This is a genomic window from Micromonospora sp. NPDC047465 (assembly GCF_040643125.1).
Lineage (GTDB): Bacteria > Actinomycetota > Actinomycetes > Mycobacteriales > Micromonosporaceae > Micromonospora.
The window spans coordinates 82,209-106,040 of sequence record NZ_JBEYTP010000018.1; the positions used below are offsets into that span (position 1 = coordinate 82,209).

22 protein-coding genes are annotated in these 23,832 nt (G+C 74.1%); 14 read left to right on the forward strand and 8 right to left on the reverse strand.

What is annotated here, in order from left to right:
• Positions 1-3 precede the first annotated feature (3 nt).
• Together ABZ793_RS18185 and ABZ793_RS18190 are read left to right on the forward strand one after the other, a co-directional pair.
• Entirely contained in the window at positions 4-660 is a 657-nt protein-coding gene (locus ABZ793_RS18185) for a nucleoside triphosphate pyrophosphatase (RefSeq protein WP_357458372.1), read from the forward strand.
• 9 nt (positions 661-669) lie between these two features.
• On the forward strand, positions 670-1,323 hold the full coding sequence (locus tag ABZ793_RS18190; protein WP_357458375.1) for an O-methyltransferase: 654 nt from the start codon (positions 670-672) through the stop codon (positions 1,321-1,323).
• A 79-nt stretch (positions 1,324-1,402) separates the two neighbouring features.
• On the opposite strand, the gene ABZ793_RS18195 is transcribed toward ABZ793_RS18190, so the two are convergent.
• From ABZ793_RS18195 to ABZ793_RS18210, 4 genes are all read right to left on the reverse strand, one after another.
• A complete protein-coding gene (locus ABZ793_RS18195) occupies positions 1,403-2,659 on the reverse strand; it encodes an MFS transporter (RefSeq protein WP_357458378.1) in 1,257 nt (418 codons plus the stop codon).
• Positions 2,660-2,748: 89 nt separating this feature from the next.
• A complete protein-coding gene (locus ABZ793_RS18200; RefSeq protein ID WP_350703478.1) occupies positions 2,749-3,504 on the reverse strand; it encodes an ABC transporter permease in 756 nt (251 codons plus the stop codon).
• 21 nt (positions 3,505-3,525) lie between these two features.
• Entirely contained in the window at positions 3,526-4,485 is a 960-nt protein-coding gene (locus ABZ793_RS18205) for an ATP-binding cassette domain-containing protein (RefSeq protein WP_357458381.1), read from the reverse strand.
• A gap of 132 nt (positions 4,486-4,617) precedes the next feature.
• The gene (locus ABZ793_RS18210) at positions 4,618-5,244 is read right to left on the reverse strand and encodes a PadR family transcriptional regulator (RefSeq protein WP_357458384.1); all 627 of its coding nucleotides are present in this window, start codon (positions 5,242-5,244) and stop codon (positions 4,618-4,620) included.
• A 133-nt stretch (positions 5,245-5,377) separates the two neighbouring features.
• Here ABZ793_RS18210 and ABZ793_RS18215 point away from each other — a divergent pair, with 133 nt between their 5' ends.
• Positions 5,378-7,129 carry a biotin carboxylase N-terminal domain-containing protein gene (locus ABZ793_RS18215; protein ID WP_357458388.1) on the forward strand — a complete coding sequence of 584 codons (1,752 nt, stop codon included), beginning with the start codon at positions 5,378-5,380 and terminating at the stop codon, positions 7,127-7,129.
• A 33-nt stretch (positions 7,130-7,162) separates the two neighbouring features.
• On the opposite strand, the gene ABZ793_RS18220 is transcribed toward ABZ793_RS18215, so the two are convergent.
• Positions 7,163-8,053, reverse strand: a complete 891-nt coding sequence (locus ABZ793_RS18220; protein ID WP_357458391.1) for a LysR family transcriptional regulator ArgP — start codon at positions 8,051-8,053, stop codon at positions 7,163-7,165.
• A 96-nt stretch (positions 8,054-8,149) separates the two neighbouring features.
• Here ABZ793_RS18220 and ABZ793_RS18225 point away from each other — a divergent pair, with 96 nt between their 5' ends.
• Both ABZ793_RS18225 and ABZ793_RS18230 read left to right on the forward strand, forming a co-directional pair.
• Complete coding sequence (locus tag ABZ793_RS18225) at positions 8,150-8,746, forward strand: LysE/ArgO family amino acid transporter (RefSeq protein ID WP_357458505.1); 597 nt, start codon at positions 8,150-8,152, stop codon at positions 8,744-8,746.
• 125 nt (positions 8,747-8,871) lie between these two features.
• On the forward strand, positions 8,872-10,311 hold the full coding sequence (locus ABZ793_RS18230; RefSeq protein ID WP_357458394.1) for a GuaB1 family IMP dehydrogenase-related protein: 1,440 nt from the start codon (positions 8,872-8,874) through the stop codon (positions 10,309-10,311).
• Positions 10,312-10,329: 18 nt separating this feature from the next.
• On the opposite strand, the gene ABZ793_RS18235 is transcribed toward ABZ793_RS18230, so the two are convergent.
• Complete coding sequence (locus ABZ793_RS18235; protein ID WP_357458397.1) at positions 10,330-10,896, reverse strand: TetR/AcrR family transcriptional regulator; 567 nt, start codon at positions 10,894-10,896, stop codon at positions 10,330-10,332.
• Between the two features lie 85 nt (positions 10,897-10,981).
• Here ABZ793_RS18235 and ABZ793_RS18240 point away from each other — a divergent pair, with 85 nt between their 5' ends.
• The 7 genes from ABZ793_RS18240 to ABZ793_RS18270 all read left to right on the forward strand — a co-directional run bounded on the left by ABZ793_RS18240 (position 10,982) and on the right by ABZ793_RS18270 (position 19,217).
• Positions 10,982-11,428, forward strand: coding sequence for a DoxX family membrane protein (locus ABZ793_RS18240; RefSeq protein ID WP_357458399.1), 447 nt, complete (start codon positions 10,982-10,984; stop codon positions 11,426-11,428).
• A gap of 25 nt (positions 11,429-11,453) precedes the next feature.
• Positions 11,454-11,918 (forward strand): MarR family transcriptional regulator, encoded by a 465-nt coding sequence (locus tag ABZ793_RS18245; RefSeq protein ID WP_357458401.1) that lies wholly within the window; start codon positions 11,454-11,456, stop codon positions 11,916-11,918.
• Complete coding sequence (locus tag ABZ793_RS18250) at positions 11,912-13,645, forward strand: ABC transporter ATP-binding protein (RefSeq protein ID WP_357458404.1); 1,734 nt, start codon at positions 11,912-11,914, stop codon at positions 13,643-13,645. Before ABZ793_RS18245 ends, ABZ793_RS18250 begins: the two co-directional genes overlap by 7 nt.
• Positions 13,646-13,721: 76 nt before the next feature.
• The gene (locus ABZ793_RS18255) at positions 13,722-15,743 is read left to right on the forward strand and encodes an ABC transporter ATP-binding protein (protein ID WP_357458406.1); all 2,022 of its coding nucleotides are present in this window, start codon (positions 13,722-13,724) and stop codon (positions 15,741-15,743) included.
• A gap of 141 nt (positions 15,744-15,884) precedes the next feature.
• On the forward strand, positions 15,885-16,523 hold the full coding sequence (locus tag ABZ793_RS18260) for a hypothetical protein (protein WP_357458409.1): 639 nt from the start codon (positions 15,885-15,887) through the stop codon (positions 16,521-16,523).
• Between the two features lie 73 nt (positions 16,524-16,596).
• On the forward strand, positions 16,597-18,576 hold the full coding sequence (locus ABZ793_RS18265) for a GAF domain-containing sensor histidine kinase (protein WP_357458412.1): 1,980 nt from the start codon (positions 16,597-16,599) through the stop codon (positions 18,574-18,576).
• Positions 18,573-19,217 (forward strand): response regulator transcription factor, encoded by a 645-nt coding sequence (locus ABZ793_RS18270; RefSeq protein WP_357458415.1) that lies wholly within the window; start codon positions 18,573-18,575, stop codon positions 19,215-19,217. Before ABZ793_RS18265 ends, ABZ793_RS18270 begins: the two co-directional genes overlap by 4 nt.
• 26 nt (positions 19,218-19,243) lie before the next feature.
• Here ABZ793_RS18270 and thrS read toward each other — a convergent pair whose 3' ends face one another.
• Positions 19,244-20,461, reverse strand: coding sequence for a threonine--tRNA ligase (gene thrS / locus ABZ793_RS18275; protein ID WP_357458418.1), 1,218 nt, complete (start codon positions 20,459-20,461; stop codon positions 19,244-19,246).
• Between the two features lie 547 nt (positions 20,462-21,008).
• Between thrS and ABZ793_RS18280 the strand changes: the two genes are divergently transcribed.
• Together ABZ793_RS18280 and ABZ793_RS18285 are read left to right on the forward strand one after the other, a co-directional pair.
• Positions 21,009-21,659, forward strand: a complete 651-nt coding sequence (locus ABZ793_RS18280) for a DedA family protein (RefSeq protein WP_357458420.1) — start codon at positions 21,009-21,011, stop codon at positions 21,657-21,659.
• Between the two features lie 90 nt (positions 21,660-21,749).
• The gene (locus tag ABZ793_RS18285) at positions 21,750-22,397 is read left to right on the forward strand and encodes a DUF998 domain-containing protein (protein ID WP_357458423.1); all 648 of its coding nucleotides are present in this window, start codon (positions 21,750-21,752) and stop codon (positions 22,395-22,397) included.
• On the opposite strand, the gene ABZ793_RS18290 is transcribed toward ABZ793_RS18285, so the two are convergent.
• A complete protein-coding gene (locus tag ABZ793_RS18290) occupies positions 22,375-23,778 on the reverse strand; it encodes an NAD(P)H-quinone dehydrogenase (protein ID WP_357458426.1) in 1,404 nt (467 codons plus the stop codon). The genes ABZ793_RS18285 and ABZ793_RS18290 overlap by 23 nt on opposite strands.
• Positions 23,779-23,832 lie beyond the last annotated feature (54 nt).

The following is a 23,832-nucleotide window of genomic DNA, read 5'->3' on the forward strand; positions in this document are numbered from 1 at the left end:
GACGTGCCAGAAACGATGCCGCTCCGCCTCGTGCTCGCCTCGGCGAGCCCCGCCCGCCGCAAGATTCTCCAGGCCGCCGGGATCGAACCGGACGTGCTGGTCAGCGGCGTCGACGAGTCCCTGGTGGTCACCGAGCAGGCCGAGGATCTCTGCCTGGAACTGGCCCGGTTGAAGGCGGAGGCGGTGCTCACCCGGCTCCGGCCGACCGACGACCAGCGGACGCTGGTGATCGGGTGCGATTCGGTGCTGGCCTTCGACGGGGAGATCCTCGGCAAGCCGGCCGACGCGGCGGACGCCACCCGGCGCTGGCAGCGCATGCGCGGGCGCAGCGGCGTGCTGCACAGTGGGCACTGCCTCATTGACATCGTGACGGGGCGTCGGGCCGAGGCGGTCGCCTCCACCGTCGTGCACTTCGCCGACGTCAGCGACAACGAGATCGCCACGTACGTGGGCACCGGCGAGCCGCTCGCGGTGGCCGGCGCCTTCACGATCGACGGGCTGGGCGGGCCGTTCGTGGAGCGGATCGAGGGCGACCCGAGCACCGTCATCGGGCTCTCGCTGCCGATGCTGCGCCGCCTCCTGGCCGAGCTGGATCTGCGAATCACCGATCTGTGGACAAAGGTCGCGCCCGGCAACCAGTCGGTCGAACCGCTCGGCTAGCGTCCGTTCATGACCACGAAGTCGATCCCGCTCACGTCGGAACTGCACGCGTACCTGGTGACGCACGGGTCGCCGCCGGACGAGATCATGCGGGACCTGGCCGAGGAGACCCGCGCCGCCCTGCCGGACAACGCACAGATGCAGGTCGCGCCGGAGCAGGCCGCGTTCCTGACCTTCCTCACCCGGCTGCTCGGCGTGCGGCAGGCCGTAGAGGTGGGCACCTTCACCGGCCTCTCCTCACTGGCGATCGCCCGGGGGCTGCCCGAGGGCGGGCGGCTGACCTGCTTCGACATCTCCGAGGAGTTCACGGGCATCGCCCGGCGGTACTGGGCCCGCGCCGGCGTGGCGGATCGCATCGAGCTGCGCATCGGCCCGGCCGGCGACACGCTGCGCGAGCTGCCCCACGAACGTCATCTTGACTTCGCGTTCATCGACGCGGACAAGACCGGGTATCCGATCTACTGGGCGGAGCTGGTGCCTCGGATGCGTCCCGGCGGGGTGATCGCGGTCGACAACGTGCTGCGCGGCGGCCGGGTGATCGCGCCGCAGAACGCCGACGACCGGGCCATCGCCGCGTTCAACGACGAGGTGCTCGCCGACGTCCGGGTGGACGCGGTGATGCTGCCGATCGCCGACGGCCTGACCCTGGCCCGGGTGCACTGACCGCCCCGCCCCTGCGGATCTTGGTACGAAACGACCCTGGACAGGCCGTTCCGTACCAAGATCCAGTGCCCGAAGGGGGTCAGACGGGGGTCGGGGTCCGGACCTCGTCGGGGGCCGGGCGCAGGGCGCGACCCAGGCGGGCGGTGAGCAGCGCGGCCGCCGCGATGAAGCCCGGCAGCAGCAGGAACGCCAGGTGCGGCCCCACCCCGTCGGCCACCCAGCCGAGCGCGACCGGCGCGATCCCGAAGCCGACCCCCATCGAGTACGACGCCCAGCCGGCCGCCCGGTCCGCGGCCGGCCCGGCGACGGCGAGCGCGATCGAGATGGCCAGCGGGTAGTGCAGCGCGTTGCCGAGGCCGAGCACGACGAGGCCGGCGACCGCGAGCCAGCCGACCGGGGCGACCCAGAACAGCGCGAACCCGGCCAGCGACACGCCCAGCGCGGCCAGCAGCAGCGGCACCGGCCGGTACCGCAACGCGAACCGGCCCCCGACGAGCCGGCCGACGAACATGCCGCAGACGATCGCCGCGACGGCGGCCGAGGCGGCGCCGGCTGCCATTCCGGCGTGCGAGCGGAGCACGTCGGCGGTCCAGAGGGACAGGCAGACCTCGATCGAGCCGGTGACCGCCATCAGCACCCAGGCGATCCAGTACGTCGGGGGCAGCCGCCGCGCGGCCCCGGCGACGGGCGCAGCCCGACGCGCGCCGGCAGGCGGGACGGTGTCGGCCGGGTCACCGGCCGGGAGATCCCCGGCAGCCGCAGCGGGGGCGGCGCGCGGCAGGCGTACGCGGAAGGTCACGGCGGCGAGCGCGACCAGCGCGATCAGGCCGGCCTCGACGGCCATCACGGGCCGCCAGCCCCAGCCGGCGTCGACGCTGGTGCCGATGACCAGCGGGGCGAGGATGCCCATGCCGGCGCAGGCGGCGTTGGCCTCGGTCAGCGCGGCCGGCGCGCCGGTGCCGTGCCGGTCGGTGAGCACCACCGACACGCCGCTGATCACCAGCATGCCGAAGGTGGCGATCACCGCGACGGCGGTGATCGTGGCAGGCAGTGCCCGCAGGGTGCCGAGTGCGGTGACGCCGAGCGCCACCCCGGCCAGCCCGGTCCAGACGGCACCGCCACGGCCGACCCGGCGGGCCAGCGGCGCGAAGAGCGCCCCGCCGGCCAGCGCGCCGACGGCGATGCCGGTGCTGTGCAGGCCGGCGACGGCGGCCGAGGTGCCCTGTTCGTCGCGGAGCAGCGGCACGACCGGCCCGAATCCGTAGAGGAAGAAACCCCACAGGCCCAACTGGGCATAGGTCAGCCAGGTAATCCGGTCACGGGTGAGGCGGGGCACCGGCCTTACGGTACAAGCGTCCGGCCGGTGCCCCACCGCAGTGCGACGCAGGTCTCCGGGAGCGCCGCGCTGTCGCGGTGCCCGGCCGTTCAGCGGACGGTGCGCGCGAACTGCCGGGCCGCCCAGACGACGCCGGCCGCGGCGAGCACCGCGATGATGCCGAGCCCCTGCCAGACCTTGTCGTCGCCGAGGTCGCCGTTGAAGAGGGCGCGGGTGCCGTCGACGGCCCAGGAGAACGGGTTCCACTCGGCGATGCCCTGGAGCCAGCCGGGGGCGAACGTGAGCGGCAGCAGGATGCCGGAGAGCAGCAGCACCGGCTGCGCCACGGTGTTCATCAGCGGGGCCAGCGCGTCCTCACTCTTGACCTTGAGCGCGACGCCGTAGGAGACGGCCGAGGTCATCAGCGCGATCAGGGCGAGCATGAGGTACGCCAGGAGCAGGTCGACGATGAAGACGCGCAGGTCGAACAGGAGCGCGAGCAGGGTGATGATGACCGCCTGCACGATCAGCGACACCACGTCGCGCAGGGAGCGGCCGAGCAGCAGGGCGAGCCGGCTGACCGGGGTGACCCGGGAGCGTTCGATGACGCCGGCGCGCAGCTCGGCGATCAGACCGAAGCCCTGGAACAGGCCGCCGAAGATGGCCAGCAGTACCAGCAGGCCGGGCACGAAGATCTTGTAGGCCTCCGCCTGGGTGGGGGCGTTCAGGGCCGGCTTGAGCAGCGGGGCGAACAGCAGCAGGTACATCACCGGCTGGAAGATGCCGACGAAGACCCAGACGGGGTTGCGCAGCAGCAGCTGGAGCTGGCGCTGGAAGATCAGCCAGGTGTCACGGGCGAGTTTCATGCGGTCTCTCCGGTCTGGGGGTCAGGACTCGCGCAGCGAGCGGCCGGTCTTGGTGAGGAAGACGTCGTCGAGGCTGGGCCGGTGCAGCTCGATGGAGTCGAGCGTGAGGCCCGCCGTGTCGACGCGGCGCAGGATCTGCGGGATGGCGGTCGCGCCCTCGTCGACGTAGAGCCGCAGGCCGCCCTCCTCGACGGTCTCCAGCTTGTTGACGTACGGCTCGCTGTCGAGCAGCTTCGCGGCCTGCGGGGTGGCCGCCGCGTCCAGCCCGACCAGCACCACGTCGCCGGAGATCTCGCGCTTGAGGCCCGCCGGGGTGCCCTCCGCGACCACCTCGCCGTGATCCATGATCGCGATCCGGTCGCAGAGCGCGTCGGCCTCGTCGAGGTAGTGCGTGGTGATGAAGACCGTCATGCCCTCGGCGCGCAGCCGGCGGATCTCGTCCCACATGTGCGCGCGGCTCTGCGGGTCGAGGCCGCTGGTCGGCTCGTCCAGGAAGACGATCTTCGGTTCGTGGATGATGCCGAGGGCGATCTCCACCCGTCGCCGCTGGCCGCCCGAGTAGGTCTTGCACTTGCGGTCCGCGTACTCGGTGAGCTGGAAGGCGTCGAGGGCGCGGACGGCGCGCCGCTGCGCCTCGGCCTTGCCGATGCCGTACATCCGGGCCTGGAGGACCAACTCCTCGCGGGCGGTCGACTCGTCCCAGGTGCTGCCGCCCTGGGCCACGTAGCCGATACGGCGGCGCACCTCGGCCGGGTCCTTGCGCAGGTCGGCCCCGGCGATGGTGGCCTCGCCGCCGTCCGGCTCGATCAGGGTCGCCAGCATCCGCAGGGTGGTGGTCTTGCCGGCGCCGTTGGGGCCGAGGAAACCGAAGATCTCCCCCGCGGCGACCTCCAGGTCGACCCCGCGCACCGCGTCGACGGTCCTCGTCTGGCGACCCTCGCGGGAGCGGAACGACTTCCGCAGCCCTCTGGTCTCGATCATCTCTGCTCCTGGTCGTCCGGGCCGGTGCGACCGGCCACCTGGTCTGTCCCTCGGGGACGACGCCGGACGGCGTGCTCCCCCCGTCGCGCCGCGAGCAGGCTAACGCGATATAGCTCCAGTGGTCAATGTTGATTATTCGGTTGTGTCGCGAGGTGTGGTCTCGCCGTCGGACCACCCGTTCCAACCCTCCGCCCCGACCAGCCCGTCAGGCAGGTACGACACACCGGAGTCGATGCGTTCGGCGATCCGTTCGCACCAGCCGACCTCGGCCTCCGCCCGCGCGGCCCAGAGTTCGAACATCCACCCGACGTGCACCGGCTTGGAGTTGCGCATCCAGTCGGAGGCCAGCGCCGCGCGCATCGACTCGACGCCGGCGCGCAGCAGGTTCGCCCGGTTGCGCAGGGCCGCCGACGCCTCCTCGCGGGGCAGCGCGGGCAGGAACGAGAACGCCGCCGCGAACGGGTCGGGCGGCTCGTGCAACTGCCACCAGTGCCCGCGCAGCAGCGACTCGAACTCGTCCTCGCCCTTGGCGGTGACCTCGTACGTGGTGCGCGCCGGCCGGGCGCCCACCTGCTCGGTGGCCACCTCGCGCAGCAGGCCCTCCGCGGTCAGCTTGCGCAGGGCGTGGTAGATCGAGCCGGGCTGCACGTTGGCCCACCTGTCGGCGTTCCAACTGAGCAGTTCCCGGCGCACGTCGTAGCCGTGCACGGGCTGCATCCAGCGCACCAGCCCGAGGATCATCATTCGCGTGGCAGACATCGGACAAGCGTAATAAGCAAGTTTGACTAGGGCGCGTCGCGGCAGTGCGGCATCCCACACTGAGCGATCGTTAGGCCCTCTCAGGGTGGCCGATACACTCCCGGTCAGTAACCTCCCGGGAGGAGCCCCCAAGGTGCGCAAGGTACTCATCGCCAACCGCGGCGAGATCGCCGTCCGCGTCATCCGCGCCTGCCGCGACGCCGGTCTGGGCAGCGTCGCCGTCTACGCGGACTCCGACCGGGACGCCCTGCACGCCACGCTGGCCGACGAGGCGTACGCGCTCGGCGGGGACTCCGCGACCGAGACGTACCTGCGCATCGACAAGCTGCTGGCGGTCGCCGCCAAGGCCGACGCCGACGCCGTCCACCCCGGCTACGGCTTCCTCGCCGAGAACGCCGACTTCGCCCAGGCCGTCATCGACGCCGGGCTGACCTGGATCGGTCCCACCCCGCAGGCGATCCGCGACCTCGGTGACAAGGTGACCGCCCGGCACATCGCCCAGCGCGCCGGCGCCCCCCTGGTGCCCGGCACCCCCGACCCGGTGGCCAACCCGGACGAGGTGATGGCGTTCGCCGTCGACCACGGCCTGCCGGTCGCCATCAAGGCCGCCTTCGGCGGCGGCGGGCGCGGGCTCAAGGTGGCCCGCACGATGGAGGAGATTCCGCACCTGTTCGAGTCGGCCACCCGCGAGGCGGTCGCCGCGTTCGGCCGGGGCGAGTGCTTCGTCGAGCGCTACCTCGACAAGCCCCGCCACGTCGAGGCGCAGGTGCTGGCCGACCAGCACGGCAACGTGATCGTGGTCGGCACCCGCGACTGCTCGCTCCAGCGCCGGCACCAGAAGCTGGTCGAGGAGGCCCCGGCGCCGTTCCTCACCGACGCGCAGCGCGCCCAGATCCACGACAGTGCCAAGGCGATCTGCCGGGAGGCCGGCTACCACGGCGCCGGCACGGTGGAATACCTGGTCGGCGCCGACGGCACCATCTCCTTCCTGGAGGTCAACACCCGTCTCCAGGTCGAGCACCCGGTCACCGAGGAGACCGCCGGCATCGACCTGGTCCGCGAGCAGTTCCGGATCGCCGACGGCGAGAAGCTGCGGTTCACCGAGGACCCGACGCCGCGCGGGCACTCCATCGAGTTCCGGATCAACGGCGAGGACCCGGGCCGCAACTTCCTGCCCGCCCCCGGCACGGTCACCGCGCTGCGGCTGCCCACGGGCCCCGGCGTCCGGGTCGACACCGGCATCTCGGCCGGCGACGTGATCGGCGGCAACTTCGACTCGCTGCTGGCCAAGGTGATCATCACCGGCGAGACGCGCACCGAGGCGCTGGAGCGGGCCCGCCGGGCGCTGGACGAGATGGTCGTCGAGGGCATGGCCACCGCGCTGCCGTTCCACCGGCTGGTCATCCGCGACGAGGCGTTCACCGCCGAGCCGTTCACCGTGCACACCCGGTGGATCGAGACCGAGTTCGACAACACCATCCCGCCGTTCACCGCCGCCGCCGGCACCGCCGAGGCGCCGGCCGAGCGCGAGACCGTCGTGGTCGAGGTCGGCGGCAAGCGGCTGGAGGTCAGCCTCCCCGCCGGCCTCGGCGGGGGTACGGCCGCCGCCGCGCCCGCCGCCCGCAAGCCGGCCCGCCGGGGCGGCGCGGCCAAGGCCGGCGCCGCCGTCAGCGGCGACGCGCTCACCTCGCCCATGCAGGGCACCATCGTCAAGATCGCGGTCGCCGACGGGGACACCGTCGCCGAGGGCGACCTGGTCGTGGTGCTGGAGGCGATGAAGATGGAGCAGCCGCTGCACGCGCACAAGGCGGGCACGGTGAGCGGCCTCGCCGCCGAGGTCGGCGCCGTCATCTCCGCCGGCGCGGCGATCTGCACGATCGCCTGACCCTTCTCCGGGCCGACCCGGCCAGCCGCACAGTCAGCGCAGCTCGGTGCCGGCGACCGCCCGGACGGCGGCGGTCAGCGCGTCCAGCGTGGTGGAGTCCACCCGCCAGTGCTGCCAGTACAGCGGGCGGTCCAGGTGACGCCCGGCACCGATGTCGACGCAGCGCCCGGCCGCGATGTCGGCACGGGCGATCCGCTCCGGCACCATCCCCCACCCCAGGCCCAGCCGTACCGCCTCGTTGAAGCCGTCGAAGGACGGGACGTAGTGCACCGGCGGGGCGATCCGACGCCGGGTCACGGTGCGGGCGAACCGGTGCTGGAGCTGGTCCTTGCGGTCGAACGCCATCATCGGCGCCGTCGCGAGGGCGGCCTCGGTGGCGCCGTCGGGGAAGTGGCGGGCCGCGAACCCGGTCCCGGCCAGCGCGACGTACCGCATCGCACCCAGCCGCTCCACCCGGCAGCCCTGCACGGCCTCGCGCTGCGCGGTCACCGCGGCCATCGCCGTGCCGTCGCGGATCAGCTCCGCCGTGTGGTCCTCGTCGTCCCGGCGGACGTCGAACAGGAGCGCCAGCTCGGCGGGCAGCCGCGCCAGGGCGCCGACGAACCAGGTGCCGAGCGAATCGCCGTTCGCCACGATGGTCACCCGGCTGGGGGCGGGCCCGCCGACCGTCGGCGGGCGGGCGGCCTCCAACGCCTCCCGTTCCAGCAGGGCCACCTGGCCGGCGAGCCGCAGCAGCGGCCGGCCCGCGTCGGTGGCCTGGCACGGCTTCGTGCGGCGGACCAGCACCTGCCCGACGGTCTGCTCCAACGCCTTCATCCGCTGGCTGACGGCCGACGGGGTGACGTGCAGCGCGTGCGCGGCCGCCTCGAAGCTGCCCTCGCGGACCACCGCGGCGAACGTCCGGAGCTGCGTGGAGTCAAGCATGATGAAGCTGAGCTTATCTGCCGTGAGAATCTTTAGCTGGGCTGCATCGGCTGCGGCTCGTAGCCTCGGCTCGTGCCCGACATCCTCAGCAGCTCCGTGACAGGTTCCGCCGCCGCCGGCTTCTCCCTCTCGATCGCGCTCATCGCCGCCATCGGCGCGCAGAACGCCTTCGTCCTGCGGCAGGGCCTGCGCCGGGAGCACGTCCTGCCCGTGGTCGCGGTGTGCGCCGCCTCCGACGCGCTGCTGATCTCGGTCGGCATCGCCGGAATGGGCACCGCCACGGCGGAGCACCCCGCCGTCCTGACCGCCGTCCGCTGGCTGGGGGCCGCGTTCCTGCTCGGGTACGCCGTGCTGGCCGCCCGCCGCGCGCTGCGCCCCGGCGCGCTCTCCCCCGCCGACCGGCCGCCGGCCACGCTCGGGGCGACGCTGCTGGCCTGCCTCGCCTTCACCTATCTCAACCCGCACGTGTACCTCGACACCGTCCTCCTGCTCGGCGGGGTGGCCCGCCAGCACCCGCACCACTGGGTCTTCGGCGCGGGCGCGGCGCTCGCCAGCGTGGTCTGGTTCACCACCATCGGCGCCGCCGCCCACCGGCTCGCGCCCGTGCTGGCCCGCCCGACGGCCTGGCGGGTCGTCGACGGTGCGATCGCCCTCGTGATGACCGCGCTCGCGGCGGGGCTGCTGTTCGGCTGACCCGGCGACGCCGGGGCGCGCGACCTCTTCCCGGCCGAGCTGGTGGTCTTCGGCGACGCCCGGCCCGGGGGTGTTTTCGGCGACCACCGGGGGCGCGGACGGCGGCCGACGGGAATGATGGCGGGGTGCGGTTCCTACACGGCGCGGTTCCCGCGCACGACCTGACCTACAACGACGTCTTCATGGCGCCGGCCCGCTCCGAGGTGGGCTCGCGGCTCGACGTCGACCTGTCCGCCAGCGACGGCACGGGCACCACCATCCCGCTGGTCGTGTCGAACATGACCGCGGTGTCCGGCCGCCGGATGGCCGAGACGGTCGCCCGGCGCGGCGCGATCGCGGTCATCCCGCAGGACATCCCGATCGAGGTGGTGGCGAACGTCGTCGCCTGGGTCAAGCGGCGGCACCTGGTGCACGACACCGCGATCACGCTCGGCCCGACCGACACCGTCGGGGACGCGATCCACCTGCTGCCGAAGCGGTCGCACGGCGCCGTGGTGGTGATCGACGACGAGGGCCGGCCGCTGGGCGTGGTGACCGAGGCGGACACCGTGGGCGTGGACCGCTTCGCCCAGCTCCGGCACGTGATGTCCACCGAGCTGCACACCGTGCCGGCCGACGCGGATCCGCGTACGGGCTTCGACCGGCTCTCGGCCGGCCGGCGCCGGCTCGCCCCGGTGGTCGACGCCGAGGGCCGCCTCGTCGGGGTGCTCACCCGGCAGGGCGCGCTGCGGGCGACCCTCTACAAGCCGGCGGTGGACGACCGGGGCCGGCTGCGCATCGCCGCCGCCGTCGGCATCAACGGCGACGTGACCGGCAAGGCGGCTGCGCTGCTGGACGCCGGGGTGGACACGCTGGTCGTGGACACCGCGCACGGCCACCAGGAGCGGATGATCTCCGCGCTGCGGGCCGTCCGCGCGCTGGACCCGGCGGTCCCGGTCGCCGCCGGCAACGTGGTGACCGCCGAGGGCGTACGCGACCTGGTGGAGGCGGGCGCCGACATCGTCAAGGTGGGCGTCGGCCCGGGTGCGATGTGCACCACCCGGATGATGACCGGGGTGGGCCGGCCGCAGTTCTCCGCCGTGCTGGACTGCGCCGCGGCGGCCCGCCAGCTCGGCCGGCACGTCTGGGCCGACGGCGGCGTACGGCACCCGCGGGACGTGGCGCTGGCCCTGGCCGCCGGCGCGTCGAACGTGATGATCGGCTCCTGGTTCGCCGGCACCTACGAGTCCCCCGGCGACCTCTACACCGACGCCGACGGCCGGCGCTACAAGGAGAGCTTCGGGATGGCGTCGGCGCGGGCGGTCAGCGCGCGGACGGCCGACGACAGCGCGTACGACCGGGCCCGCAAGGCGGTCTTCGAGGAGGGCATCTCCTCGGCCCGGATGTACCTGGACCCGGCCCGCCCCGGCGTGGAGGACCTGATCGACGAGATCATCGCCGGGGTGCGCAGCGCCTTCACCTACGCCGGCGCCCGGGACCTGGCGGAGTTCCACGAGCGGGCCGTCGTCGGGGTGCAGAGCACGGCCGGCTACACCGAGGGGATGCCGCTGCCCACGAGTTGGTGAGACGACCCCCGCCGGCCGTCACTCCTCGGGGAAGAGGCGTCGGATGACCTCGCGGGCGGCGGCCCGGGGGTCGTCGCCCACCCGCTCGGGCAGCGCGCCGGCGAGCCAGAGCGTGGCGAAGCCGTGCACGATCGACCAGGCGGCGAGCGCGTCGCCCTGCGGATCCTCCGCCGTCGGGCGCCCCTGGGGCAGCCCGGCGACCCCGGCGTGCAGCGCGTCGCCGGCGCGCCGGCGGGCCGCCGCCACGTCGTCGGCGTCGGCCCGGTAGAGGTCCGGGCGGAACATCACCTCGAAGTGCGCGCGGTGCCGGACGGCGAAGTCGACGTACGCGACGCCGCTGTCCAGCAGGTCCTCCGCGCCGCCCAACGCCTCGGCGAGCAGGTCGAAGCCCTCGGCGGCGAGGGCGGTGAGCAGGCCAGCCTTGTCGCCGAAGTGGTGCGCCGGGGCAGCGTGCGAGACACCGGCCCGGCGGGCCAGGTCGCGCAGGCTCAGCGCCCCGGGGCCGGATTCCTCGATCACCGACACCGCCGCCGCGAGCAGGGCGCGACGCAGGTCGCCGTGGTGGTAGCCGCGTGTTCCGGTCATGCCGTGATCCTATCTTGCCATTGACAAGATGCCACCCCGGGGCGCAATCTTGTCGGCGACAAGTTCACCCGCTCGGGAGGTATCGATGGCTCCGCTGATCGCGCTCGTGGCCGGCACCGCGCTCGCCCGGCTGGCCGGCCTGGCCGGCGTGGCCGCGCTCGACGGCTGGCACCCCGCGCTGCGGGTGGGGCTGGCGCTGATGTTCGTGGTGACCGGCCTCGCACACTTCGCCGCCACCTACCGGTCGGACATGATCGCGATGGTGCCGCCCGCCCTCCCCCGACCCGACCTGCTGGTCACGGCCACCGGTGCGCTGGAACTGGTGGGCGCGGCCGGGCTGCTCGTGCCGGCGACCGCCCGCTGGGCCGCGGCCGGGCTGGCCCTGTTGATGCTGGCCATGTTCCCGGCGAACGTCTCGGCGGTGCGGCGCGGGCTGACCCTCGGGGGCCGGCCGGCGACCCCCCTGGGACCACGGACGGCGGAACAGCTCCTCTTCGTCGGCGTGGCCGTCGCTATTTCGTTTGGGGCCTGACGTTCAGGGGGCTAACCTAGCCACCATGAAACTGATCGAGCTGCGGGACGTGCCCCTCGGGCGACTGCTCGTGGTCGCCGGGCACGTCACCGGGCAGCGGTGGAACCGCTACCTCGCCGAGGAGCACGGGCTCACCCAGGCCGGGATGGCCACCCTGATGACCCTCGCCGAACACGGCGGGCTGCCGCACCGCACGGTGGCCGAGCACTGCTTCGTCCGGCCGGCCACCCTCACCGGCATCGTGGACACGCTGGAACGCGACGGCCTGGTCGAGCGGCAGCGCGACGAGGCCGACCGGCGCAGCATCCGGATCGCGATCACCCCGGCCGGCCAGGCCCGGATCGACGCGCTGACCGCCGTGATCCGGTCCGGCGCTCCGCTGACCTCGGTCGACGCCGACCCGGCGAAGGCGGCGGTGATCCGCCAGTTCCTCCTGGAGGTCATCGGCGGCGGGGATGCCGGCACGCCGGAAGGGGCGCCGACATGCTGATCCGGCTGCTGCGCACACACCTGCGCCCCTACCACCGGGCACTGGCGGCGGTGCTGCTGCTCCAGTTCGTCGGCACGATGGCGTCGCTCTACCTGCCCAGTCTCAACGCCGACATCATCGACCTCGGCGTGGCGCGGGGCGACACCGACTACATCATGCGCACCGGCGGGTGGATGCTCGCGGTCAGCCTGGTGCAGATCGTCTGCTCCGTCGCCGCCGTCTACCTCGGCGCACGCACCGCGATGGGATTCGGGCGGGACGTGCGGGCGGCGGTGTTCGGGCACGTGAACCGCTTCTCCGCCCGCGAGGTGGCCCGGTTCGGCGCGCCCTCGCTGATCACCCGCAGCACCAACGACGTGCAGCAGGTGCAGATGCTCGTGCTGATGAGCTGCACCATGCTGGTCGCCGCGCCGATCATGAGCGTCGGCGGCGTGGTGATGGCGCTGCGCGAGGATCTCGGGCTCTCCTGGCTGATGCTGGTCAGCGTGCCCGTGCTGGCCGTCGCCCTGGGGCTGATCATCCAGCGGATGGTGCCGGGCTTCCGGCTCATGCAGACCCGGATCGACGCGGTCAACCGGGTGCTGCGGGAGCAGATCACCGGCATCCGGGTGGTCCGGGCGTTCGTCCGGGAGCCGTACGAGACGGAGCGCTTCGCCACCGCGAACGCCGACCTCACCGCGACCGCCCTGCGCACCGGCCGCCTGATGGCGTTGATCTTCCCCGTGGTGATGCTGGTGCTCAACGTCTCCAGCGTCGCGGTGCTCTGGTTCGGCGCCCAGCGCGTCGACGCCGGGGCGATCCAGGTCGGCGCCCTCACCGCCTTCCTGCAGTACCTGATGCAGATCCTGATGGCCGTCATGATGGCCACCTTCATGCTGATGATGGTGCCCCGCGCGGCGGTCTGCGCGGAGCGGATCGTCGAGGTGCTGGACACCGACTCCTCGGTGGTGCCGGCGCCCCGCCCGGTCACCGAGGTGTCCACGCGCGGCGAGCTGGAGCTGCGCGACGTGTCGTTCCGGTATCCGGGGGCGGCCGCACCGGTGCTGCGGGACGTGTCCTTCCGGGTGACGCCGGGGACCACCACGGCGGTCATCGGCAGCACCGGCGCGGGCAAGACCACGCTGCTGTCGCTCGTCCCCCGGCTGGTCGACGTGACCGCCGGCACCGTGCTGGTCGACGGCGTCGACGTCCGCGACCTGGCGCCGGACGAGCTGTGGCGCCGGATCGGGTTGGTGCCGCAGAAGCCCTACCTCTTCACCGGGACGGTGGCGAGCAACCTGCGCTACGGCAACCCGGACGCGACCGACGCGGAACTCTGGGACGCGCTGGAGATCGCCCAGGCGCGGGACTTCGTCGAGGCGATGCCCGAGGGGCTGGCGTCGCCGATCGCGCAGGGCGGCACGAACGTCTCCGGCGGGCAGCGACAGCGGCTCGCGATCGCCCGGGCCCTGGTGCGCCGGCCGGAGATCTACCTCTTCGACGACTCCTTCTCCGCGCTCGACCTCGGCACCGACGCGCGGCTGCGGGCGGCGCTGCGGCCGGTCACCGCGGACGCCGCCGTGGTGATCGTGGCGCAGCGGGTCTCCACGATCGTCGAGGCCGATCAGATCATCGTGTTGGAGGACGGGGGCGTGGTCGGGATGGGCCGACACGACGAGTTGCTGGACACCTGCCCGACGTACGCCGAGATCGTGGCGTCGCAGAACACGACGGGGGTGGCCGCGTGAGCGAGCGGAGCGAGCGAACCATCAGGCACAGCAGCGTGGCGCCTCGCGCCGCCGCCGAGCGGAGCGAGGTGGCCGCGTGAGCGCCGTACCGCAGCAGAAGCCGGCCGCCGACGCGCGGACGCCGAAGCGGCTGCCGGGCGGCGGGCAGCGTGGCGGCCCGCCGTGGGCGGGGGCCGGGATGCCCGCCGAGCGGTCGATGAACTTCGGGCCGTCGGCCCGGCGGCTGCTGCGCCGGCTGCGCCCGGACCGCCTCGCGCTCGTCGCGGTGATCGCGCTGGCGGTGGTCAGCGTCGGGCTGAGCGTGGTCGGGCCGAAGGTGCTCGGGCACGCCACCGACCTGATCTTCACCGGGGTGATCGGCCGGCAGCTGCCGGCCGGCACCACCGCCGACCAGGCGGTGGCCGCGGCCCGGGCGGCCGGCAACGACAGCTTCGCCGACATGCTCGCGCGGATGGACGTGGTGCCCGGAGTGGGCATCGACTTCGCCGCGCTGGCGCGGGTGCTGCTGCTGGCGCTCGGCCTCTACCTGGCGGCCAGCGCGCTGATGTGGTGGCAGGGCTGGCTGCTCACCGGCGTGGTGCAGCGGACCGTGCTGCGGCTGCGCGCCGACGTGGAGGACAAGCTCAACCGGCTGCCGCTGCCCTACTTCGACCGGCAGCCCCGCGGCGAGCTGCTCAGCCGGGTCACCAACGACATCGACAACATCTCGACCAGCCTCCAGCAGACGCTGAGCCAGTTGCTCACCTCGCTGCTCACCGTGGTCGGCGTGCTGGCCATGATGTTCTGGATCTCGCCGCTGCTGGCCCTGGTGGCGCTGGTCGCGGTGCCGGTGTCGGTCGTCGTCACCGGCGCGATCGCCAAGCGGTCGCAGGCGCAGTTCATCGCCCAGTGGACGCACACCGGTGAGCTGAACGGCCAGATCGAGGAGGCGTTCACCGGCCACGAGCTGGTCAAGGTCTTCGGCCGGCAGCGCGAGGTGGAGGCCGCCTTCACCGCCAAGAACGAGGAGCTGTTCCAGGCCAGCTTCGGCGCCCAGTTCATCTCCGGGATCATCATGCCGGCGATGATGTTCGTCGGGAACCTCAGCTACGTGGCGATCGCCGTGGTCGGCGGCCTGCGGGTGGCGTCGGGGTCGATGAGCCTCGGCGACGTGCAGGCGTTCATCCAGTACTCCCGGCAGTTCACCCAGCCGCTCACCCAGGTCGCCTCGATGGCGAACCTGCTCCAGTCCGGGGTGGCCTCCGCCGAGCGGGTCTTCGCGGTGCTCGACGCCGAGGAACAGAGCCCCGACCCGGCCGAGCCGGCGCGGGTGACCGACCCGCACGGCCGCGTCGAGTTCCAGCACGTCTCCTTCCGGTACGCCCCGGACAAGCCGCTGATCGAGGACCTGTCGCTGGTCGCCGAGCCCGGGCACACCGTCGCCATCGTCGGGCCGACCGGGGCCGGCAAGACCACCCTGGTCAACCTGGTCATGCGCTTCTACGAGCTGGACGCCGGCCGGATCACCCTGGACGGCGTGGACATCACCACGATGCGCCGCGACGACCTGCGCGGCCGGGTCGGGATGGTGCTCCAGGACACCTGGCTCTTCGGCGGCACCATCCGCGACAACATCGCCTACGGCCGGCCGGGCGCGACCGAGGAGGAGATCCTGGCCGCGGCCCGGGCGACCTTCGTGGACCGGTTCGTGCGCAGCCTCCCCGACGGCTACGACACGGTGATCGACGAGGAGGGCAGCAACGTCAGCGCCGGCGAGAAGCAGCTCATCACCATCGCCCGGGCGTTCCTCGCCGAGCCGTCGCTGCTGATCCTCGACGAGGCGACCAGCTCCGTGGACACCCGCACCGAGGTGCTGCTCCAGCGGGCGATGGCCGCCCTGCGCTCGGACCGCACCAGCTTCGTCATCGCGCACCGGCTCTCCACCATCCGCGACGCCGACCTGATCCTGATGATGGAGGACGGCCGGATCGTGGAGCAGGGCACGCACGACGAGCTGCTGGCCGCGCGGGGCGCGTACCACCGGCTGTACCGGTCGCAGTTCACCCGCCCGGTGACGGAAGAGGAGCCGATGGGTGTGGAGGCGGGCGTCGCGGGGTGACCCGCGGCGGCCCGCCGCCGCCCGTGAGCGCTCCCGCATGGTCGGGAAATCCGCCTCATGCCTCCGGGAAGGCCGGCGACCGACGATCGTTCCCGCACGCGGCACCCGCCGCGCCCCGCCGGAAGGATTGTGAGTACGCCGATGACCACTGACCCGACGTCGTCCCTGGAACCGTCCGCGTTGCACGGGCTGGCCCGCCCCCTGATGGTGCTCTCCGGGCTGGCCCTGCTGGTCGGCACCCCGTTCGAGGTGATGACCGCGTTCGACGACCGACCGTTCGCCGAGGTCGCCGCGGGCGGGCCGCACCGCACGGCGGCCTGGCTGATCCTGCTCGGCTTCGGCGCGCTGCTGCTCGCGGTTCCCGCCCTCGCCACCCACGTCGGGCCGGCCGGCCGCCGGTTCGGGCGTACCGTCACGCTGCTGGCGATGCTCGGCGCCGCCGGCGGCATGGTGTCGCAGTGGTACATCGGCACGGTGCTGCCGTGGCTGGCCGGCTCCGCGCACCCCGACCTGACCGGCGAGATGGGCGGTCTCCCCCTCTACGGGAGCATGCTGCTGCTGGTCGTGGGCCTGCTCGCGCTGGGCATCGGCAGCGTGCGTACCCGGCTGCTGCCCCGGCCCGCCGCGGTCATGCTGATCGTCGCGGCGGTCGGCGGCATCTTTCCCTTCGTCCTCGTCCCCCTCGCCGGTGCGGCGCTGCTCTGGGGCGGGACGGCCGGGCTGCGGTCGCCGGCCCCCGCCGCGTACGACCCGGCGCCGGCCGTCCCGGCGGCCAGCTGACACCGGAGGGCGGCCGGTCGCGGCTACCCTGTCGCGACCGGCCCTCGATGGCGGCGATCCGGAGGTCGAGATGATGGACAGACGCGCCGGCCGAGCGGCGCTGGCGGCGCAGTCCGCGCTGACGGTCTGGCTGGTCCTGTCCCTGTGGGTGCTGCCCGGCGCCTCGGCCCTGCCCGACCGTCCGGCGGTGAGCCTCTACGCGGTCGCGCTCGGGCTGCTGGCCGGCACCGGCGTGGTGCTGGCACGACGGCAGCGACACCCGCTGGCGGCGGTCCTGATCGCGACCGGGCTCGGTGGCACCGGCTTCTTCGCCGCCTCGACGGCGGTCGCGCACGGCCACCACCGGCTGCCGGTGGTCGGGCCGGTGCTCGCCTGGCTGCCGACGTGGCTGTGGCTGGCCGTCCCGGTCGGCATCGTCACGCTGCTGCTGCGGTTCCCCACCGGCACGCCGCTGGGCCGCTGGTGGCGGCTCGCCGAGCGGGTGGCCGCCGCGCTCGCCCTCTGCCTGGCCCTGCTCGCGGGGTTCATGCCGGGTGGTGAGGGCACGGTGACGGGCGAGCCGAACCCGTTCGGGGTCCCCGCGCTGGTGACCCTGACCCCGCTGCTCAACGCCCTGTTCACGGTCCTGCCGGGCGCGTTCCTCCTCGGCGCCGCGGCGCTCGTGGTCCGGTACCGGCGCGGCGGACCGGTCGAACGGCAGCAGATCCGCTGGGTGGTGGCCGCGGCGGGGATCCTCGCGCCCGTCAGCGTCGGGACGGCACTGCTCGGGACGGCCTGGATCGCCGAGGCGGCCGCGGTCGTCCTCCTGCCGGGCGCCATCGCCGTGGCCGTGCTGCGACACCGGCTGTGGGACCTCGGCCTGGTACTCCGCCGCACCCTGCTCTACGCCCTGCTCACCGCGGTGCTGCTCGGCGCCTACGTCGGCGGGGTGCTCAGCCTCGACGCGGCGCTGCCCACGGCGCCCGAACTGCTGCCGGAGGTACTGGTCACGGGGGTGGTCGCGATCGTCGCGCTCCCGCTGCGCGAGGTTTTACAGGCCGCGCTCGAACGGGTGCTCTTCGGCGCCCGGCGCGACCCGCACCAGGTCGTACGCACGCTTGGCCGGCTGCTGGAGTCGAGCCGGGAGCCGCTGCTGGAACGGGTGGTGGCCGAACTGTCCGCCGCGCTGCGGCTGCCCCGGGTGGCCATCGAGCTGCCCGACGGTTCGGTGACGGCGGCGGCGGGCACCGGCGGGCCGACCGGGAACGGGCTGCGGATCCCGCTCCAGGTCGGCGGGCAGACCGTCGGCGCGCTGGTCACGTCCCGGCGGCATCCGGCCGAGCCGCTGTCCCCCGCCGACCGGCGCCTGCTCACGGACCTGGCCGGCCATCTCGGCGTCGTGGTGCAGAGCGCCAGCCTCGACACCGCCCTGCGGCGCAGTCACGAGCGGCTGACCCACATCCGCGCCGAGGAGCGCTCCCGGCTCCAGCGGGACCTGCACGACGGCCTCGGTCCGCTGCTCAGCGCGGCGAACATGCGGGTGGCGGCCGCCCGGAACCTGCTGGCCGACCCGGCCGATGTCGACCGTGCCACGACCGTGCTGGACACCGCCACCGGCGACCTGGCCGGGGCGCTGGAGGAGGTCCAACGCATCATCGCCGACCTGCGGCCCGGCCAGCTCGCCGAGCGGGGCCTGGTAGCCGCGCTCCGCGACCAGGTCGACCACTGGGCCGGGCGGCTGACCGTGACCCTGGAGGCGCCGGACCCGCTGCCTCCGATCGAACCGGCCACCGAGACCGCCGCGTACCGGATCGTGCTGGAGGCCCTGCGCAACGCGGAACGGCACAGCGGCGGAGGATCGGCGCGGGTGCGGCTGGCGATCTCCGACGGCACCCTCACCGTGGACGTCCGCGACGACGGCGCCGGGTTGCCCGCGACGCCGGTGCGGGTCGGCGCGGTCGGGCTGCGCTCGATGGCCGAGCGGGCCGAGGCGCTCGGCGGGGCGGTGCGGGTGGAGTCGCCGGCCGAGGGCGGCACGGTGGTGCGCGGCGTGCTGCCGGGGGTGCGGGCGTGAGCATCCGGGTGCTGATCGCCGACGACCATCCGGTCTTCCTCGAAGGGCTCCGCACCATGCTCGACACGGTGCGGGGCGTCCAGGTGGTGGGGGTGGCGCCGGACGGGGCGGAGCTGCTCCGGCAGGCGGAGCGGATCGAGGCGGACGTCGCCGTCGTCGACCTCGACATGCCGGTGCTCGACGGCGCCGGGGCGGCGGCCGAGTTGCTGGACCGCCGCCCCGAGCTCGCTGTCGTCGTGCTGACCATGCACGCCGGCGAGGAGAGCGTGCTGAAGGCCCTGCGCGCCGGCGTGCGGGGATACCTGTTGAAGTCGTCCGGGCCCGCCGCCATCGCCCGCGCCCTCGTCGCGGTCGCCGAGGGCGACGTGGTGCTGAGCGGACCCGTCGGGCGGATGGTCGCCGCGGCGGCGCTGCGCCAGGCCGACGCGCGGCCGTTCCCCCAGCTCTCCGCGCGGGAGACCGAGATCCTCGACCGGATCGCCCGCGGCATGTCGAATCCGGAGATCGCCCGCGAGCTGTTCCTGTCGGTGAAGACCGTGCAGAACCACACCAGCGCCGTGCTGGGCAAGCTCGGGGTGGCGTCCCGGGCCGAGGCCGTCGCCCGGGCCCGGGACGCCGGCCTCGGCACCGACCGGCGGTGACGGCGCCGGCCGGTGCCGGGCCTCGGTCAGCCGACCGGCAGCAGGTCGTGGGCGCGCTCGGCCACCACCGCGCCGATCAGCCGGAGGGCGTCGGCGGCGGGCATCGGGTCCAGGGCGCGGCCGCCGCGCAGGCGCAGCGAGACGTCGCCCTCGGCCGCCTCGCGGGGACCGATCACGGCGGCGTACGGGACCCGGGCGCGGGCGGCGTCGCGGATGCGGGCGCCCAGCGAGCCGGCCGACTCCACCTCGACCCGCAGCCCCGCCGCGAGCGCGTCCCGGGCGAGCCGGGCCGCCGCCCCGGCCTGGTCGTCCCCGACCGGCAGCACGACCACCTGCACCGGGGCGTACCAGGCGGGAAAGGCGCCCTCGTGCACCTCGATCAGGTACGCGAACAGCCGCTCCATGCTGCCGACGAGGCTGCGGTGCACCATCACCGGCCGGCGCCGCCCCCCGGTCGGGTCGGTGTACGACAGGTCGAACCGCTCCGGCTTGTCGAAGTCGAGCTGGACGGTGGAGAGGGTGGACTCCCGCCCGGCGGCGTCCAGCACCTGGATGTCGATCTTCGGCCCGTAGAACGCCGCCTCCCCCGGGGCCTCGGTGAACTCCACCCCGTCGAGCGCGGCGCGGAGCAGTTCCTCGGCCCGCGCCCACTGGCCGTCGTCCCCGACGTACTTCTCCCCCGGCCCGCGCAGCGACAGCCGGAACCCCGCCGGCCGTACGCCGAGCGCGGCGTGCGCCTCGCGGATCAGCCGGAGGATCTCCGCCACCTCCTCGCCCACCTGCTCCAGGGCGCAGAAGTTGTGCGCGTCGTTGAGCGAGATGGCCCGCACCCGGGACAGCCCGCCGAGCACCCCCGAGCGCTCGGCCCGGTACATGCCGCCCAGCTCGGCGATCCGCAGCGGCAGTTCCCGGTAGGAGCGGCCCCGGGCCCGGTAGACGAGGGCGTGGTGCGGGCAGAGCGCCGGGCGCAACACGAACTCGTCGTCGGCGGAGAGCTTCATCGGGGGGAACATGTCGTCGGCGAAGTAGCCGAGGTGGCCGGAGAGCTCGAACAGCTCCCGTTTGCCCAGCGGCGGGGTGTGCACGTGCCGGTAGCCGGCCCGGCGCTCCAGGTCGCGGACGTACTCCTCGACGGCGTGCCGGGCGGCGGCGCCGGCCGGCAGCCAGAGCGGCAGTCCGGCGCCGGCCAGCGGGTCGGAGACGAACAGGTCCAGCTCCCGGCCGAGCCTGCGGTGGTCGATCATGTCGCGCTCCTTGATCGGGTACGACCCGGAAGCGACCCGGTCACCGGACGCCACGAGGCCCCGGGGCGGATCGCCCCGGGGCCTCGTCGACGGTCAGGTCAGTGCGGCGCGCCAGGGTCTCCCGGCGTCGTCGTCAGCACCACACTGCTCATGCGGCGACCGTACGCCCGCCCGCGCGGGTTCGGCAGCCGATTTTTCGCGGGCGGCGCGGCACCTCGCGCCCTGCCCGGGGTCGCGGAAGCGGACGGCCCGCGGAACGGGGGCGGGCCGCCGGCACGGGACCTGCCGGCGGCCCGCGGCGGCCCGGTCGTCGAGAACGGGGGACCCGACGGTGGTGGGGCCGCGCGCCGACAACGGTACGCCGACCGACGCGGATCCGCCGACCCTCGGCGGTACGCCGTCGCGTCACCTTCGCCGACGCCCGCTCGTTGGTCCCGGGTAGCCCTGCCGTGTCGGCGGTCACCACGAGCCAGGGCCGTGCCCGGTGACGCCGGACACGCCGTCAGGCTCGACACACCGATCGGCCCCATCCGGCGAGGTGGCAGTGGTGCCCGAACTACTCACTGAGGTCGCGTCGCCGACCTGGGCGTACCTCGCGCTGCTCGGGCTGCTGATCGCCGACGCCTTCGTCCCGGTGATCCCCACCCAGGTCGTCATGATCACCAGCGGCGCCCTGACCGTGTACGGCGGGCTGAACCTGCCGGTGACCATCGCCGTCGGCGCGCTCGGCGTCTTCGCCGGAGACCTCGCCTGCTACCTGCTCGGGCGGGGCGCACCCGACCGCCGGTCGCCGCGCGACGTCGCGCCGGGCCGGGCCCGACGGGTCGCCAGCCGGGTCACCCAGGGGCTGCGCCGGCCCGGCCCGCTCGTCATCCTGCTCTGCCGCTTCGTGCCGGGCGGCCGGATGGCGGCCTGCTTCTCCGCCGGCCGCAGCCGGTACCCGTACCGGCTGTTCCTGCTCTACGAGGGCCTGGCGGCGCTGGGCTGGGCGACGTACGGCGGGCTGGTCGGGCACCTGGGCGGGACGGCGCTGACCGAGTCGGCGTGGCGGCTGGCGGTGATCGCGGCGGTGGCGGCGGCCGGGTTCGCGGCGGCGGGCTGGGCCATGACCGTCGTCGGCGCCCGACGGGCGGCCGGGCCGGATCCGGCGGTGCCGGTCGTCGTCGGGGCGCGGGCGGACGTTCCCGGGGCGGACTGACCCACCCCGGCCGCCTAGGGGTGGTCCCCGGGGCCGATCTCGGTGGCCCGCCCGGATCCGTCTGGGGTCCCCTGCGGAACAGGCTGAGGCATGCCTGGTACCCGGAACAGTGGACTGCTGGCCCTCGGCGGGATCGCCGTGGCGGCGCTGCTCGCCGTGATCGGCCACCTCGAGGTGAACGACGACCTGAACCCCTGGGCACTGACCGTCAGCGACTTCGCGGTCTCCGACCGCGGCGGCGTGATCGACGCGGCCATGGTCGTGCTCGCCGCGGCCACCGCCGTGCTCCTGCCCGCCCTGCGGCGCGCGCACCGCGCCCCCGCCGCCCGCCCGGGGCGGGCCGCCGAACTGCTCCTGGCCGCCTGGATCGGCGGGCTGCTGCTGGCCGCGGTCGTGCCGACGAACGAGCCCGGTCTGCCCATGGACACCGCCGCCTACGTCCACCGGTACGCCTCGGTGGTCGCCTTCCTGGCGCTGCCGCTCGCCGGCTGGCTGCTCGCGGCCCGGCTGCCGGCCGTCGCCCGCGCGGTCCGCGGGCTCACCCTGGTCAGCCTGGCCCTCGCCGCGGCGATGGTCTGGTCGGCCTACCCGGGCGACCGGCTGCTGCTCGGGCTGGTCGAGCGGCTGCTCATCCTCGCCGAGGTCGCCGTGCTCGCCGTCGTCGCGGTCACCCTGCTCCGCCGGTCACCCACGGCCGACCTCCCGGGCGCCCGGGTCACTCCAGCTCGTGGAGCATGAGCTGGCGGGCGGCCTCGGTGATGGAGCCGGAGAGGCTCGGGTAGATCGTGATGGTCTGGGCCAGCTCGTTGACGGTGAGGTTGTTCTCCACCGCCATGGTGATCGGCAGGATCAGCTCGCTCGCCTTCGGCGCCACCACCACGCCGCCGATCACCTGGCCGCTCGCCGGTCGGCAGAAGAGCTTGACGAAGCCGTCGGCGAGGCCGTCCATCTTCGCGCGGGCGTTGCCGTCCAGCGGCAGCATGACCTGCCGGGCCGGCACCTTGCCCGCGTCGACCTCGTCCTGCGAGACGCCGACGGTGGCCAGCTCCGGGTCGGTGAACACGTTCGCCGCGACGGTACGCAGCCGCAGCGGCCGGACGGCCTCGCCGAGCGCGTGCCACATCGCGATCCGGCCCTGCATGGCGGCGACGCTGGCCAGCGGCAGCACCCCGGTGCAGTCGCCGGCGGCGTAGATGCCGGGCACGTTGGTGCGGGAGACCCGGTCGACGGTGACGTACCCGCCCCGGGCCAGCTCGACGCCGTACTCGGCCAGGCCCAGGTCGGCGGTGTTGGGGATCGAGCCGACCGCGATCAGCGCGTGCGAGCCGGACACCTTCCGGCCGTCGGAGAGCTCGACCTCCACCCCGTCGGCGGTGCGGCGCACGGCGTCGGCCCGGGAGTTGTTCAGGATGCTCATGCCCCGGTTGCGGAAGACCCGCTCGATGGCCATCGCCGCGTCGGCGTCCTCGTGCGGCATCACCCGGTCGCGGCTGGAGACCAGGGTCACCTGGACGCCCATCGCGAGGTAGGCGCTGGCGAACTCGGCGCCCGTGACGCCGGAGCCGACCACGACCAGGTGCTCGGGCAGCTCCGGCAGGTCGTACACCTGGCGCCAAGTCAGGATGCGCTCGCCGTCCGGTACGGCGGTGGGCAGTTGGCGCGGGGTGGCGCCGGTGGCGATCAGCACGGTCGACGCGTCGATCGTGTGCTCCCCGCCGCCGTCGGCCGGGGTGACGACCACGCGGTGGGTGTGCCCGAGCGTGTCCTCGCCGAGCCGGGCGGTGCCCGCGACGAAGGTCACCCCCGCCTTGACCAGCTTGGCGTGGATGTCGGCGGACTGGGCCAGCGCGAGGCGCTTGACCCGTTCGTGCACCGCCCGGGCGTCGACGGTGACGGCCTCCAGCCCGTCGGAGTGCACCCCGAACTCCTCGGTGTCCCGGTAGCCGGTCACCACCTCGGAGCTGGCGATGAACGTCTTCGACGGGACGCAGTCGGAGAGCACGCAGGCCCCGCCGGCGCCCTCGGCCTCCACGACGGTGACGTCGGCGTCAAGCTGCGCGGCGACCAGGGCGGCCTCGTAGCCCGCCGGTCCGCCGCCGATGATCACGATCCGGCTCACAGCGCTCGCCCTTCGTCAGTGCTCACAGTGACTTTCTTCTCCCGAACGCGTCCG